The 14,827-nt window shown below is 57.2% G+C and carries 13 protein-coding genes; 11 read left to right on the top strand and 2 right to left on the bottom strand.

Going from position 1 to position 14,827, the window contains the following annotated elements; translation table 11 throughout:
* Positions 1-14 precede the first annotated feature (14 nt).
* Positions 15-221, top strand: coding sequence for a cold shock domain-containing protein CspD (gene cspD, locus SJQ66_RS26780; RefSeq protein ID WP_024901721.1), 207 nt, complete (start codon positions 15-17; stop codon positions 219-221).
* Between the two features lie 265 nt (positions 222-486).
* On the opposite strand, the gene icd is transcribed toward cspD, so the two are convergent.
* A complete protein-coding gene (icd, locus tag SJQ66_RS26785; protein ID WP_024901722.1) occupies positions 487-1,743 on the bottom strand; it encodes an NADP-dependent isocitrate dehydrogenase in 1,257 nt (418 codons plus the stop codon).
* A 155-nt stretch (positions 1,744-1,898) separates the two neighbouring features.
* Here icd and SJQ66_RS26790 point away from each other — a divergent pair, with 155 nt between their 5' ends.
* From SJQ66_RS26790 to fusA, 4 genes are all read left to right on the top strand, one after another.
* Positions 1,899-2,462 carry a pseudouridine synthase gene (locus SJQ66_RS26790; RefSeq protein ID WP_036007147.1) on the top strand — a complete coding sequence of 188 codons (564 nt, stop codon included), beginning with the start codon at positions 1,899-1,901 and terminating at the stop codon, positions 2,460-2,462.
* Positions 2,463-2,628: 166 nt separating this feature from the next.
* Complete coding sequence (locus SJQ66_RS26795) at positions 2,629-2,817, top strand: hypothetical protein (protein WP_024901723.1); 189 nt, start codon at positions 2,629-2,631, stop codon at positions 2,815-2,817.
* A gap of 240 nt (positions 2,818-3,057) precedes the next feature.
* Entirely contained in the window at positions 3,058-3,597 is a 540-nt protein-coding gene (locus SJQ66_RS26800; protein WP_407691576.1) for a DUF192 domain-containing protein, read from the top strand.
* A gap of 163 nt (positions 3,598-3,760) precedes the next feature.
* The gene (gene fusA / locus SJQ66_RS26805) at positions 3,761-5,869 is read left to right on the top strand and encodes an elongation factor G (RefSeq protein WP_024901725.1); all 2,109 of its coding nucleotides are present in this window, start codon (positions 3,761-3,763) and stop codon (positions 5,867-5,869) included.
* Positions 5,870-5,963: 94 nt separating this feature from the next.
* Here the strand turns inward: fusA and SJQ66_RS26810 are convergent, their stop codons facing one another.
* On the bottom strand, positions 5,964-6,215 hold the full coding sequence (locus SJQ66_RS26810; RefSeq protein ID WP_024901726.1) for a hypothetical protein: 252 nt from the start codon (positions 6,213-6,215) through the stop codon (positions 5,964-5,966).
* Here SJQ66_RS26810 and SJQ66_RS26815 point away from each other — a divergent pair.
* From SJQ66_RS26815 to SJQ66_RS26840, 6 genes are all read left to right on the top strand, one after another.
* Positions 6,214-6,474, top strand: a complete 261-nt coding sequence (locus SJQ66_RS26815) for a hypothetical protein (RefSeq protein WP_024901727.1) — start codon at positions 6,214-6,216, stop codon at positions 6,472-6,474. The two genes, SJQ66_RS26810 and SJQ66_RS26815, sit on opposite strands and share 2 nt — an antisense overlap.
* 244 nt (positions 6,475-6,718) lie before the next feature.
* Positions 6,719-7,876 carry a porin gene (locus tag SJQ66_RS26820; protein WP_024901728.1) on the top strand — a complete coding sequence of 386 codons (1,158 nt, stop codon included), beginning with the start codon at positions 6,719-6,721 and terminating at the stop codon, positions 7,874-7,876.
* 448 nt (positions 7,877-8,324) lie between these two features.
* Positions 8,325-10,247: a PrkA family serine protein kinase gene (locus SJQ66_RS26825; protein WP_024901729.1), complete on the top strand. Its 1,923-nt coding sequence runs from the start codon at positions 8,325-8,327 to the stop codon at positions 10,245-10,247.
* 126 nt (positions 10,248-10,373) lie between these two features.
* Positions 10,374-11,672, top strand: coding sequence for a YeaH/YhbH family protein (locus tag SJQ66_RS26830; RefSeq protein WP_253463918.1), 1,299 nt, complete (start codon positions 10,374-10,376; stop codon positions 11,670-11,672).
* Between the two features lie 55 nt (positions 11,673-11,727).
* Entirely contained in the window at positions 11,728-13,317 is a 1,590-nt protein-coding gene (locus SJQ66_RS26835) for a SpoVR family protein (protein WP_081764736.1), read from the top strand.
* Between the two features lie 276 nt (positions 13,318-13,593).
* Positions 13,594-14,655, top strand: coding sequence for an alpha/beta fold hydrolase (locus SJQ66_RS26840; protein WP_407691528.1), 1,062 nt, complete (start codon positions 13,594-13,596; stop codon positions 14,653-14,655).
* Positions 14,656-14,827: the final 172 nt, after the last annotated feature.

Here is a 14,827-nt window from a genome sequence, read left to right on the forward strand (position 1 = left end):
AGAGGGGATGCAGTATGGCAACAGGGACGGTGAAGTGGTTCAATGATGCAAAGGGTTTTGGCTTTATCACCCCGGACGAAGGCGGCGAAGATCTTTTCGCGCATTTTTCCGCCATCCAGATGAGCGGCTTCAAGACACTCAAGGAAGGGCAAAAAGTGAGCTTCGAGGTCGTGCAAGGCCCAAAAGGCAAGCAAGCGTCCAATATTCAGGAAGCCGCCTGATCTGATATCCGGCTCGATCATCCTGCCTCACGCCGGCAAACGCCCACGATACAGGACGATGACGCCAGTACTGCTGTAGAGAAGCGATACCTTTTCTAACAGGAAAGGTGTGGGGGCAGGATAAGCGAAGTTATCGTTTGCTGGCCCGCCTGCTTCGCTACTAGCAGGGAACGCAAACCGCCCGCTCTTCTCTCGCCCCGCTCTCACCCGGTAGAGATGCGCGTCAGACAGGGGTTGGGCCGTTTGCGCAAACGCATTGCCCTGGCTACAAATTGTCAATCAGGGCGTCGCCGAACCCCGAACAACTGACTTGTTCCGCGCCTGACATCAAGCGCGCGAAATCGTAGGTCACCCGTTTCTGCGAGATCGTCTTGCGCATTGCATCGACGATGGCGTCCGCCGCCTCGATCCATCCCATATGCCGTAGCATCATTGCCGCGGACAGAATTTCCGATCCCGGATTCACATAGTTCTTCCCTGCATATTTTGGCGCCGTGCCATGCGTTGCCTCGAAAATCGCGATGTCGTCGGACATGTTCGCGCCTGGCGCGATTCCCACCCCTCCCACCTGTGCGGCCAATACGTCTGACGCATAGTCGCCATTCAGGTTAAGCGTCGCGATGACATCATATTCACGTGGGCGCAACAGCGTGCGTTCGAGAAATGCGTCGGCAATGGCATCCTTGATCGTAATATCCTCGCCGGTGCGCGGATTCCGGATGCTGACCCATGGACCATCGTCGATCAGTTTGCCGCTAAACTCTTCCAGCGCCACCTCATAACCCCAATCGCGAAACGCCCCCTCCGTGAACTTCATGATGTTGCCCTTGTGGACAAGCGTCACCGACCGACGGTCGTGATCGATGGCGTACTGAATCGCCTTGCGCACCAGGCGCTTGGTTCCTTCGCTGGACACCGGCTTGAGACCAATGGAAGATGTATCAGGAAACCGCAGGCCCGTCACACCCATTTCCTCGCGCAGGAATCGGATCAATTTCTGCGCTTCCGGCGTGCCTGCCGCCCACTCGATACCGGCATAGACGTCTTCCGAGTTTTCCCGAAACACCACCATGTCCGTGTGTTGCGGTTCACGTAACGGCGACGGCACGCCGTCGAAATACTGGATGGGACGCAAGCAGACATACAAATCGAGTTTCTGCCGAAGCGCGACGTTCAACGAACGATACCCTTTGCCGACGGGAGTAGTGAGCGGTCCCTTGATGGCCACTGCATGATCGCGCAATGCTTGCAATGTTTCGTCCGGTAGCCATACGGTATCGCCATATAACCGATGCGCTTTCTCCCCCGCATAGATTTCCATCCAGTGAATCCGGCGCCGCCCCGTGTAGGCGGCGCGGATCGCGGCATCGACGACCTTGATCATCACCGGCGTGATATCCACGCCGACACCATCCCCTTCGATAAACGGAATGATCGGGTTATCCGGTACCGTCAATGTGTGATCGTCGCGCACGACGATACGTGCGCCTTCGGCAGGAACCTGAATGTGCTGGTACGGCATTGTTCGACTCCACTCGACGGCATACGGGCGCTAGATGCCCTGGACATGGTATTTTACGCTCTGATCGCGCGATTTTCCCGAAGTCGGCGGCGTTATCGGCCAGCCATCCGCCGCTACGACGTTCGCTGCGTCCTCGCGCCAGCTCTCACCCCGTTATGTCATTGCTCGCCCTGAACAAACCCTTTGGCACGATCTGCCAATTTTCGTCTCACCCCAGCCGTCCGACCCTTGCCGCGCATGTCCCGCTGCCCGATATCTATCCGGCCGGGCGACTGGACGCCGACAGCGAGGGCTTGTTGCTCCTGACCGACGACGGCGCGCTGCAGGCGCGCATCGCCGAACCGCGCCAGAAGCTGGTCAAACGTTACTGGGCCCAGGTAGACGGCGAACCCGATGACGCGGCACTCGCCCGCCTGGCACAAGGCGTGGACCTCGGCGATTTCAGGACGGCGCCGGCAAAGGCATGGCGCATTGCCACTCCGGACAATCTCTGGCCTCGCGACCCGCCGGTCCGCTTCCGGGCCACGATCCCAACCAGTTGGATTGCAGTGGAAATCAGCGAGGGCAAGAACCGACAAGTGCGCCGCATGACGGCGGCGGTGGGATATCCCACTCTGCGCCTGGTTCGCGTTGCCATTGGCGCCGTGGACCTGTTCGCGCTGGGACTTGCGCCGGGTGCCTACGTCCCGCTGGCGCCCGGTGCCCCCTGGAAACGATAACCCATGCGCCCAGCCCAGACCGGTACAGCGACGTGCGCGTACCTGGGACAGTCTGGCAAAAAAGTTTGCATTCGATGTCAACCGATGTCGCCGGGGTGCGTTATTGGCTATGACAGGCCGCAAAAGACGGCCGGTCTTAACCAAATTTCGAGATATCGAGGACGTCATGAAGAAACTGATCGCTGCCGTGATCGTTGGCCTGTTCGCAACCGCTGCTTTCGCGCAAACCCCGGCTTCGGACGCTGCTGCACCGGCAGCCGCTTCGACGGCTAAGAAGTCGACGCATAAGAAGCACGCTGCCAAGAAGCACGCCAAGAAGGCATCTTCGGCTTCGGCCGCTTCGGCTGCCAAGTAAGCAGCTCAGGCCCGCGCCGCGGGAGGCCTCACCGGCTTCACACAGCGGCGGCCGACGGCTCTCGCTGCGCAATACGCGCCAAGCAGGCGGATCACCCACCGGGTATCCGCCTGTTTTCAATTGTGCAGTACCATCTTGCACATTCCTTTAGACGGAGTGATCCTCTTGAATCGCCTGATGAAGCTTCTGTCACCGCGGTTGTCGCCGCGCCGGTCCCTACGGGACATTGCCGACCAGATCATGTCGCGTTTGACGCGACGGGCTGCAATGCACCCCTTACCGCCTCGCGCCGGCCTGTCCGCTGCCGTCGCGATCACGGGCATGGTGGCCGCCCTGGCGCTGCCGATGGCGCCCGCCGTCGCCCAGCCGCTGGCTGGGGCCACGCCGCCGATCAAGCAGCCGGGCGACTTTCCGACTGTGACACTCAGCGCTGGCATCAATGTCATTCATGCGGAAGTGGCGGCGAATGATGCGGATCGCGAACAAGGTCTGATGTATCGCAAATCACTGGCGAAAAATGCCGGCATGCTATTCGTCTTTCCAGATCGCGCGGGACATTGCTTCTGGATGAAAAACACGCTCATCCCGCTATCGATCGCGTTTATTGGCGATGACGGCACGATCACCGATATCGACGAGATGCAGGCGGAAACCGAGAATAATCATTGTCCGACCCGCGCGGTTCGTTATGCGCTGGAGATGGAAAAAGGATGGTTCGCCAGCCATGGCATCAAGCCTGGCATGCGGATCGATGGCCTTACCAGTGGTGGCGCGCAGTAGCACCCGCGACAACGCCACCGCCCCGCAATGGGGCTTACGCACGTTCCCCAGGCGCTTGGAGTATGCTGACGCTTGCAATATGAACCGCTGCCTGGGGCGGTAATCTGATTGTTTCGCCCCCTTCGCCCTTCGGCTGGCAGCGGCCCCTCTCTGGAGAGACACCGTGCCCCGCAAAACCCCCATCGAGCGCTACCGTAATATCGGCATCAGCGCGCACATCGACGCCGGCAAGACCACGACGACTGAACGCATCCTGTTCTATACCGGTGTGAATCACAAAATCGGCGAAGTGCATGAAGGCGCTGCGACGATGGATTGGATGGAGCAGGAGCAGGAGCGCGGGATCACCATCACGTCCGCCGCAACCACGACGTTCTGGAAAGGCATGGCCGGGAATTTTCCGGAACATCGCATTAATATCATCGACACGCCCGGACACGTCGACTTCACGATCGAAGTCGAACGTTCGATGCGCGTACTCGATGGCGCCTGCATGGTCTACGACTCCGTGGGGGGCGTGCAGCCCCAGTCCGAGACGGTCTGGCGACAAGCCAATAAATATGGTGTCCCACGACTTGCGTTCGTCAACAAGATGGATCGGGTCGGGGCCAACTTCTTCCGCGTTCGCGATCAGATCATCGCCCGGCTCAAGGGCAATCCGGTCCCTCTTCAGATTCCGATCGGCGCGGAAGACCATTTCCAGGGCGTTGTCGATCTCGTCAAGATGAAGTCGATCATCTGGGATGACGCTTCCCAGGGCGTCAAGTTCACGTACGGTGACATCCCCGAGAATCTGGTCGCGCTCGCGCAGGAGTGGCATGAAAAAATGGTCGAGGCCGCGGCGGAAGCGAGCGAGGACTTGCTCGACAAATACCTTGGCGGCGAAAAGCTGACCGAGGAAGAAATCAAGCAAGCCTTGCGCGCACGCACGATCAAGGGCGAGATCATGCCGATGCTATGTGGCAGCGCCTTCAAGAACAAAGGCGTACAGGCAATGCTCGATGCCGTGATCGAATACCTGCCGTCACCAATCGACGTCCCCGCAATCAAGGGTGTCCTCGAAAACGACCAGGAGGCCGAACGCAAGCCATCGGATGCGGAAAAATTCTCGGCGCTGGCGTTCAAGATCATGACCGATCCGTTTGTCGGACAGTTGATCTTTTTCCGGGTGTACTCCGGCTCGGTGACGTCCGGCGAGACGCTGTACAACTCGGTCAAGCAAAAGAAGGAACGTCTCGGACGTATTCTGCTGATGCATGCCAACCAGCGCGAGGAAATCAAGGAAGTCTACGCGGGCGACATCGCGGCGGCGGTGGGGCTGAAGGAAGCGACAACCGGAGACACGCTATGTGACCCCAACGCGGTCATCATCCTCGAACGGATGGTGTTCCCGGAGCCGGTTATTTCGCAGGCGATCGAACCCAAGACAAAGGCGGACCAGGAAAAAATGGGGATTGCGCTGAATCGCTTGGCGCAGGAAGACCCGTCGTTCCGCGTACAGACCGACGAGGAATCGGGTCAGACGATCATATCGGGCATGGGCGAGTTGCACCTCGAAATTCTCGTCGATCGGATGCGACGCGAATTCAATGTGGAAGCAACAGTGGGCAAACCACAGGTGGCGTATCGCGAGACAGTGCGAGGCACGGCGAAGGACGTAGATGGCAAGTTCGTCAAGCAGTCAGGCGGCCGCGGCCAGTACGGCCACGCCGTGATCACCCTCGAGCCCAACGAGGCCGGCAAGGGCTACGAATTCATCGATGCAATCAAGGGCGGCGTCGTGCCACGGGAATATATCCCGGCCGTGGACAAGGGCATTCAGGACACCCTGAAAGCCGGTATCCTGGCGGGCTATCCGGTTGTCGACGTCAAGGTCACGTTGACGTTCGGTTCGTACCACGACGTGGATTCGAACGAAAACGCCTTCCGGATGGCCGGGTCGATGGCATTCAAGGACGCCATGCGACGTGCGCAACCGAGCTTGCTTGAGCCGATGATGGCGGTGGAAGTGGAAACGCCCGAGGAATTCATGGGCAACGTCATGGGCGATCTGTCGTCCCGACGTGGCATTGTCCAGGGCATGGACGACACTCCGGGCGGCGGTGGCAAGATTGTTCGAGCCGAGGTGCCGCTGGCGGAAATGTTCGGGTATTCCACATCCCTCCGATCCGCCACACAAGGACGCGCTACGTATACCATGGAGTTCAAGCATTACTCGGATGCGCCCCGCAACGTGGCCGACGCGATCATCAGCGCGAAAGGCACGAAATAAGCGGCATGCGGCGTGTTTCTTGTCATGTGTCTTTGCTTTTTTTTGCGTTATGTCATACGTTGAAAATATTTGTCACTGCGGTGTCATGTTTCGTTCACCAATCCGGAGTATCGTGATCACTCCACTGGCTGCGCGTTGCATGACGTGAGCCGTCGCCCGGTCCTTCCGTGTCCGGTGCTGGCGTGACGGATTCCCGCAGCTGTTGTGCGAGGAATGCCGCGCCCTCTAGCGTTCGAACGTTTGTCCGCGCCTTCTTCCTCGCATAGAACATCCAACCGGGGTATTCACCTCGGTATCGCTCATTGGCGACAGCGAGCGCGGTAAAATCGAAGGAGGGAGCGGTCATGGCGGGCTACGAAATTCCCCGAAGTTTTTTCAGTCACGCATTCAAGCGGGCTGCGCTCGAACGCGTACTGCTGGAAGGCAAGGCGCCGGACGCTGTTGCCCGCGAACTGGCCATGCCGCTCCAGGTGCTGCAGGAATGGCTTGATGCCGAGGAAGCCATGCATACCCCACCGCTCGTCGTCCCCTTGCCGCCTGTCGGTCGCCGTGTGGGTAACACCGCGCCGATCTCGGGAACGTCGCGTGGCGGGGCATTCGAATAGCCCGTTCTTTGCACTATCGAGGCCGATGCCCATGCCGATGGCTAGCGTCACGTCCGTTTCGCAGCAATACCTCTCACAGCCAATTGTTGCATCTGTAGCGTCAAATAATTATTTTTGACGAACATTGTTTCGTTTGACGAAACAATGTTGTTAATTTCCGTTCCAGCTTCTCGCTTATGTCCCGCCTTCCGGCCTTGATAGGCCGATTCAAGGGCGCGACGAAAAACTGGATCGGAGATTACACATGAAGAAGACGCTTTTCGCGGTAGCAGCGCTAGCCTGCGCGGCAGGTGCTCAGGCACAAAGTAGCGTGACGTTGTATGGCGTGCTGGACCAATCCGTCGGCTACACGTCGAAAGTCTCAGGAGTCAACGAGAATCAAGGGCGGCAGGTCGCGCTCTACCCCGCAGGTGGCCTGGAAGGCAGCCGCTGGGGTCTTCGTGGGTCGGAAGACCTGGGCGCTGGCCTGAGCGCGTTCTTCAATGTCGAGAGTGGCATTAATCTCGCGAACGGTAAATTCGCGGAAGATGGCACGATCTTCAATCGGAAAGCCTTGGTGGGTTTGCGCAGCCGTGACTTCGGTAGCGTGTCGTTTGGTCGTCAGTCCGACATGGTGGTCGACTTCGTTGCCCCGTTCAGCCAGGTTGCACGGTATGCGCGGACCATGGGCGGTGCGCGATATGACCTGAATAATTTCGACTATTCGAACCAGTTACAGAACTCAATCAAGTATGTCAGCCCGTCATTTTCCGGCTTCTACTTTGGTGGAGCCGTCAGCATTCATGGTGTAGCGGGCGCAAACCGCGAAAATCTCGTATGGTCGGCAGGCGCCGGATATGACAATGGCCCGTTCAAGTTCGGTTTGGCCTATACGGATTCCAAGAATGCGAATTTCAATCCTTTGTTGACGTCTTACCGCAGGCTTGGCAATGAGGCAGCGCAGGGTTTGGCCACAAAGTTAGGGGCTAGCGACATCGGTAACGTACAGTCGCGTTATCGGGTAGGTGCTGTAGGCGGTTCCTATACGTTCGGTCCGGCGAGCATTGCCGCGACATATAGCAACGTTCGGACAAAGCTGGGAACGTTCGATAATTCCCACGATCGTAAGATGCATATTGCTGAAATCAGCGGTACCTATCAGGTGACTTCAGCCGTGGGACTTGGTCTTGGTTACACGTTCACCCGGGGCGACGAGAATAATACGGGCGATTCCCGACAGAAAATTCAATTCCATCAGGTGACCGCAGGTGCGAATTACGCTTTGTCGCGTCGCTCGGAAGTGTATGTTACCGTCGCCGCGCAACGTAACGCGAAGGACGGCGACACATTCATCAACGGTGTTGGACCCACCGATAACAAGACCCAGATTTCAGGTCGTGTTGGTCTGCGACATGCATTCTGATTCGTAAGCAGTAATCCTATGCTGTATCAAAGGCGAGCTTGATATTCCGGGCTCGCCTTTGCTTTTCTCGGTACGCGGATACGGCGCCACGATCTACGGGTGTGGCTGTTGCAAAACACCCACCCCTATTCGGGCCATTATTTTACGGCCCCGCATCGTCGGACATTGGCTTACCATGTGACTCATGCGGTCCGTTTCTCGCTGCTCGTAACATTTGGCGTAAAGTGCGCCAGACAAGGTGAGCGGTACCACCGGTGCGCAACCATCACCCAGATGCAATGGCATCCGGTAACGTGTTACGACAACAATCGGCACGGGTTGAGTGCACAATGGTACATAGACTGGTGAGAAAAGACCCGGATCAAATGCAATTCTTGGCAATAACTGGACAGACCGGCGAAGCATTACGTTTTACCGGGTATTCGTTTCACGTTGGCGAGGGGAAAGCATGGATATCTACAGCAGTTTCGCGACCCGTTTCGACAAGTCACGCGAGGAAGAGTTCACGCTCGAAGAGTATCTCGAGCTTTGTAAGAAGGATCCATCGGTATACGCGAGCGCCAGCGAGCGCATGTTGATGGCCATCGGTGAGCCCGAGGCCCTCGATACGCGCAATGATCCCCGCCTGTCGCGCATCTTCGCGAACAAGGTGATGAAGATCTACCCGGCCTTCCGTGAATTCTACGGCGCTGAGGAAGTCATCGAGCAAGTTGTCTCGTATTTCCGCCACGCGGCGCAAGGCCTCGAGGAAAAGAAACAAATCCTCTATCTACTGGGTCCGGTGGGCGGCGGGAAGTCATCGATCGCTGAACGGCTCAAGCAATTGATGGAGCGCGTGCCTTTCTATTCGATCAAGGATTCTCCAGTCAACGAATCGCCATTAGGTCTGTTCGACTATGAGGAGGATGGGCCGATCCTCGAAGAACAATTTGGCATTCCGCGCCGTTACTTGAAGAGCATCCTGAGCCCGTGGGCGGTCAAACGGCTGCATGAATACAACGGTGACATCCGCCAGTTCAAGGTAGTCAAGCGCTACCCGTCCGTGCTGCGTCAATTGGGCATTGCGAAGACCGAGCCTGGTGATGAAAACAACCAAGACATTTCGTCGTTGGTGGGCAAGGTCGACATCCGAAAGCTCGAACAGTTTTCCCAGGATGATGCTGACGCATACAGCTATTCCGGTGGCCTTTGCCTGGCGAATCAGGGTTTACTCGAATTCGTTGAAATGTTCAAAGCGCCGATCAAGGTGCTGCATCCGTTGTTGACGGCAACGCAGGAAGGCAACTTCAAGGGGACGGAAGGATTTGGCGCGATCCCGTTCGACGGAATCATTCTTGCGCACTCGAATGAGTCTGAGTGGAAGGTGTTCCGCAACAACAAGAACAACGAGGCAATGCTCGACCGGATTTATATCGTCAAGGTCCCGTATTGCCTGCGCGTGAGCGAAGAAGTCCGTATTTACGAGAAACTGCTGCGTAATTCTTCGCTGGCCGATGCGATCTGCGCGCCGGGCACATTGAAGATGATGGCACAGTTCTCGGCGCTGACGCGGCTCCATGAACCTGAAAACTCCAGCATCTATTCGAAGATGCAGGTGTATGACGGCGAGAATTTGAAAGATACCGATCCAAAGGCGAAGTCGTATCAGGAGTATCGTGATTTTGCCGGTGTCGACGAAGGGATGAACGGTACGTCCACGCGCTTCGCGTTCAAGATCTTGTCGCGGGTATTCAATTTCGACTCGACCGAAGTAGCCGCCAACCCGGTGCATTTGATGTACGTGCTGGAGCAACAGATCGAGCGCGAACAATTCCCGGCGGAACAGGAACAAAAGTACCTGTCCTTCGTCAAGGACCAGTTGGCGTCTCGCTACGTTGAATTTATCGGAAAGGAAATTCAGACGGCATACCTCGAATCGTATTCGGAGTATGGACAAAACATCTTTGACCGCTATGTCACCTATGCGGATTTCTGGATTCAGGACCAGGAATTCCGCGATCACGATACGGGCGAAAGTTTTGACCGGGCTGCGCTAAACGCCGAACTCGAGAAAATCGAGAAGCCGGCGGGCATCAGCAATCCGAAGGATTTCCGTAACGAGATCGTCAATTTCGTGCTGCGTGCGCGGGCCGGCAATGCGGGCAACAATCCGCACTGGACCAGTTATGAGAAACTGCGCAGGGTGATCGAGAAAAAGATGTTCTCGAACACGGAGGAGCTGTTGCCTGTCGTGTCGTTTAATGCGAAGGGCTCGGCGGAAGAGCAGCGCAAGCACGACGAATTTGTCAATCGGATGGTCGAAAAGGGATATACGCCCAAGCAGGTGCGCCTGCTGTGTGAATGGTATCTGCGCGTACGCAAAGCGTCGTGATGCCATCGGCACTGCCTGCGCAATGCGCAGGCAGTGCCGCACGGCGTGTGGCGGTGTCCAATAGTCCATCCACGTGTACACGCGTGCGGTGAGGGCGCCCCGCGACGACTCATCAGATGGAGACGCATCTTGCCGCAAATTATCGACCGCAGACTTTCCGGCAAAAACAAAAGCATCGCCAATCGCGAACGCTTTCTGCGGCGCTTTCGCAGTCATATCCGTGGCGCGGTAACCGAAGCAATCCGGGACCGTGGCATCAAGGATATCGAGAAGTCGGAAAAAATAACGATTCCCCGCAGGGATGTATCGGAACCCGTGTTCGGACACGGTCCCGGTGGTACGCGCGAAATGGTGCACCCGGGCAATTCAGACTACATGCGCGGTGACCGTATCCAGCGCCCCAATGGTGGAGGGGGCGGTGCGGGTTCCGGCAGTGGCCAGGCCAGCAAGGACGGCGAAGGGGAAGATGAATTTGCCTTCGAATTGAGTCGCGAAGAATTCATGCAGTATTTCTTCGAGGATCTCGAACTGCCACGGATGATCGCGAATGAATTCCTGACGGTTCCTAATTGGAAAAGCGTCAGGGCTGGCTATGCGGCGGAAGGCACGCCAAACAATATCCATATCGTACGTTCACTGCGCGGCGCGCTCGGCCGGCGTATCGCGCTGGGCGGCCCGCTGTCCGCGGAAGTGCGTGAGATGAAGGAACGGTTGCAAACGCTGGAACGCGCGCCAGCTATCCCGGCCGATCCCGCCAGGTTGGACGAGATCAAGAAGTTGAAAGCGGAGATCATCGCGCTGGAAGGACGTATCGCGCGCATTCCGTTTATCGATCCATTCGACTTGCGCTACGTCAATCGCACGCGGCAAAGCATGCCGTCGAGCCAGGCGGTGATGTTCTGTGTGATGGACGTTTCAGGATCAATGGACGAGCAACGAAAGGACTTGTCGAAGCGTTTCTTCATCCTGTTGTATCTGTTCTTGACGCGGAACTATGAGCGTATCGAGATGGTTTTCATCCGTCACCATACACGCGCCGATGAAGTGAATGAGGAAACGTTCTTCCACTCCCGAGAGAGCGGCGGTACGGTGGTATCCAGTGCGCTGGAACTGATGGCGAAGATCATCGAGGAGCGGTATTCGCCCAACGAATGGAACATCTATGGTGCACAGGCATCGGATGGTGACAACTGGAATGACGATTCGCCAAAGTGCAGGCAACTGTTGAGCAAGGACATCCTGCCCGCTTGTCGGTATTTCGCCTATATCCAGGTCGCGCCGGAAGAGCAGAATCTATGGCAGGAATACGAACAGATGGCGGTGGATCATCCGCAGTTCGCAATGAAGAAAGTGCAAACGGCCGCGGATATCTATCCAGTGTTCCGCGAGCTGTTTGAAAAACGCGCGAATGCGAAGCAAGGCTGATCCGGGATATTGATCCGTTTGCGCGCTCCCAGCCGGGAGCGCAGAGGGGAAAGCGATGGGCGAGACGAATACGTTGATCGACCAGGCAAATGAAGTAGCGCAACGCGTATCGAAAACCGCAAGTGGCGTGGCGACAAAGCGTGACCCGTTGCCAAATCCGTCGGACTGGACGTTCGAACTGATCGAGCAATACAACGACCATATCGCCGCCGCCGCAAAGGCATACAAACTCGATACGTATCCGAACCAGCTCGAGATCATCAGCTCCGAGCAGATGATGGATGCCTATGCGTCAATCGGCATGCCGGTCAATTACCGTCACTGGTCGTTTGGCAAGCATTTCCTATCGACCGAGAAAGGCTATCGTCGCGGGCAGATGGGTCTCGCGTACGAGATCGTCATCAACTCAAATCCTTGTATCTCGTATTTGATGGAGGAGAACACGCTGACCATGCAGGCGCTGGTGATCGCGCATGCGGCGTATGGTCATAATTCGTTCTTCAAGGGTAATTACCTTTTTCAGATGTGGACCGACGCCAGCGCAATCATCGACTACCTGGTGTACGCAAAGAACTATATCGCCGAATGCGAGCAAAGGCATGGGCTGGACCGTGTCGAGGAACTGCTCGATTCGTGCCATGCCTTGATGAACTATGGTGTGGACCGGTACAAACGTCCGCAAAAATTGTCGCTCGAGAAGGAACGCGTGCGGCAACGCGAACGTGAAGCGTACTTGCAGTCGCAAATCAATGAATTATGGCGAACGCTACCGCCGCGGAAGATCGAAACGATCGACGCGATGGAAGAGCGTTTCCCGGAAGAGCCGCAGGAAAATCTGCTCTACTTCGCGGAGAAGAAGGCACCATTACTCGAGCCATGGGAACGCGAAGTCATCCGGATTGTTCGCAAGGTCGCGCAGTATTTTTACCCGCAGCGTCAGACGCAAGTCATGAATGAGGGATGGGCCACTTTCTGGCACTACACCTTGTTGAATACCCTGTACGACCAAGGCAAGTTGACAGACGGCTTCATGATGGAGTTTCTTCATTCGCATAGCAATGTGGTCTTCCAGCCACCGGTCAGCAAGCCGTACTACACTGGGATCAATCCGTACGCGCTCGGTTTCTCGATGATGACTGATATCCGGCGCATTTGCGAACACCCGACCGACGAAGATCGGTACTGGTTCCCGGACATGGCGGGCTCCGACTGGCTGGAAACGTTGCACTACGCCATGCGCAATTTCAAGGACGAGAGTTTCATCGCGCAGTACCTGTCGCCAAAGGTCATTCGCGACATGCGCTTCTTCTCGGTGCTGGATGACGAACGCGACGATGCGCTGGCGATTTCCGCCATCCATGACGAGAGCGGCTATCGTTACGTCCGGCAGGCGTTGTCCAAGCAGTATGACCTGCACCATCGGGAGCCGAACATTCAGGTATGGTCGGTGGATCGGCGTGGCGACCGCAGCCTGACATTGCGACACGTTCGCGCCGATAATCGTCCGCTGGATACGTCGACCGACGAAGTCTTGCGCCATATGACGCGGCTATGGGGCTTCGACGTAAAGCTGGAAAGCGTGGATGCCGATGGCAATGTCATCGAACGTTATAAGTGCGACGGTTTGCGCGGCATCCGTCCGTGACCACTCGCGATGCCCAGTCAACGGCATCGCGATACCGTGCAACCGCAGATGCCCGTCACCTCCCGGCGCTTAAGCTGACATTCATCAATCGATGCTCCAATGATCGCGGCGGCGTACCAGATCGTGGCATATTGACAGGCCGGGACGTCTGCCCGCACTCCGTGGCGAGTACCGTTGTATACCAACATTTGTCCGCGCCCGTGACCTGAGTGAATAAGGACCCGGGCGCCCGACGATGCTCGTCCGCGCCTTCTCCGATGTTTCCCTTTGCTAAGAATGTCCTCTCGACTCCCACGTTTTACGGTAATGGCGATCCGTACGGTGCTTGCGACTGCGTTAACACTGTCGTTGCATCCAATGACGGCGCAGGCAGAAACCGACGGGCCTGTTTATGGACCGGAACTGCAAGGTTTTGATTATCCCTATCCCGTTTCCTACTTTACGTTCCAGTCCCAACGTCAGACGCTGCACATGGCTTACATGGACGTCGCACCGCGCCCGGAAACCGCGAATGGCCGCACCGCCGTGCTGCTACATGGGAAAAACTACTGCGCGGCAACCTGGGGGCCGACGATCGGCGCCTTGCACCAGGCCGGGTATCGGGTCATCGCCGTCGACCAGATCGGCTTCTGCAAATCGGACAAACCACAGGCCTATCAATTCTCCTTTGCACAACTCGCCCGCAACACCCAGGCGCTGCTGCAGTCGCTTTCCATCGACAAGGCAACGATCGTCGGTCATTCGACCGGCGGCATGCTTGGTATCCGGTACGCATTAACCTATCCGAAGCAAACGGAACAGTTGGTACTCGTCGATCCTATCGGGCTAGAAGATTGGCGTGCGAAAGGCGTACCTCCGATCTCCGTCGACGATTGGTACGCGCGGGAGCAGAAGACCACGGCGGACCGCATCCGCAACTATGAGAAAAACACCTATTTCGCTGGGCAATGGCGCGCGGACTACGAGCCATCGGTGCAGATGTTGGCCGGGATGTACCGGGGTCCGCAGCGCGATGTCGTCGCGTGGGATTCGGCATTGCTGTATGACATGATCCTGAATCAACCGGTGTTCTACGAGCTGCCGCAGATCAAGGTGCCTACCGTGTTGATGATCGGCGCAAAAGATACGACGGCCATTGGCAAGGAGTACGCCCCCGCCGATATCCGCCCGACCCTGGGCAACTATCCGGCGCTGGCACAACATGCGGCGGCGGTCATCCAGAATGTGATCCTGGAGACCTTCCCCGATGCCGGCCATGCGCCGCAAATGCAGGAGCCCAATCAGTTCCATGCGGTGCTGTTGCGTGACATGAAAGCGTTGAAGCCGATGCAGGACTAAGGCACTGAAAAAATGTCGAGCGTCGGTGCGCGTTCGTTATCACGCGCGGTGTCTCGGCACCGTCAACCAATAAAACCCCCCCAGCGTGAACCGCGCTCCAACAGTCGGACACGCGTCCGACCTTTGAGATGCAGTTCACGAATGGGGGGCTTGGCGCCATCTGGCGCGGACC

The organism is Robbsia andropogonis (genome assembly GCF_034047095.1).
Classification (GTDB): domain Bacteria; phylum Pseudomonadota; class Gammaproteobacteria; order Burkholderiales; family Burkholderiaceae; genus Robbsia; species Robbsia andropogonis.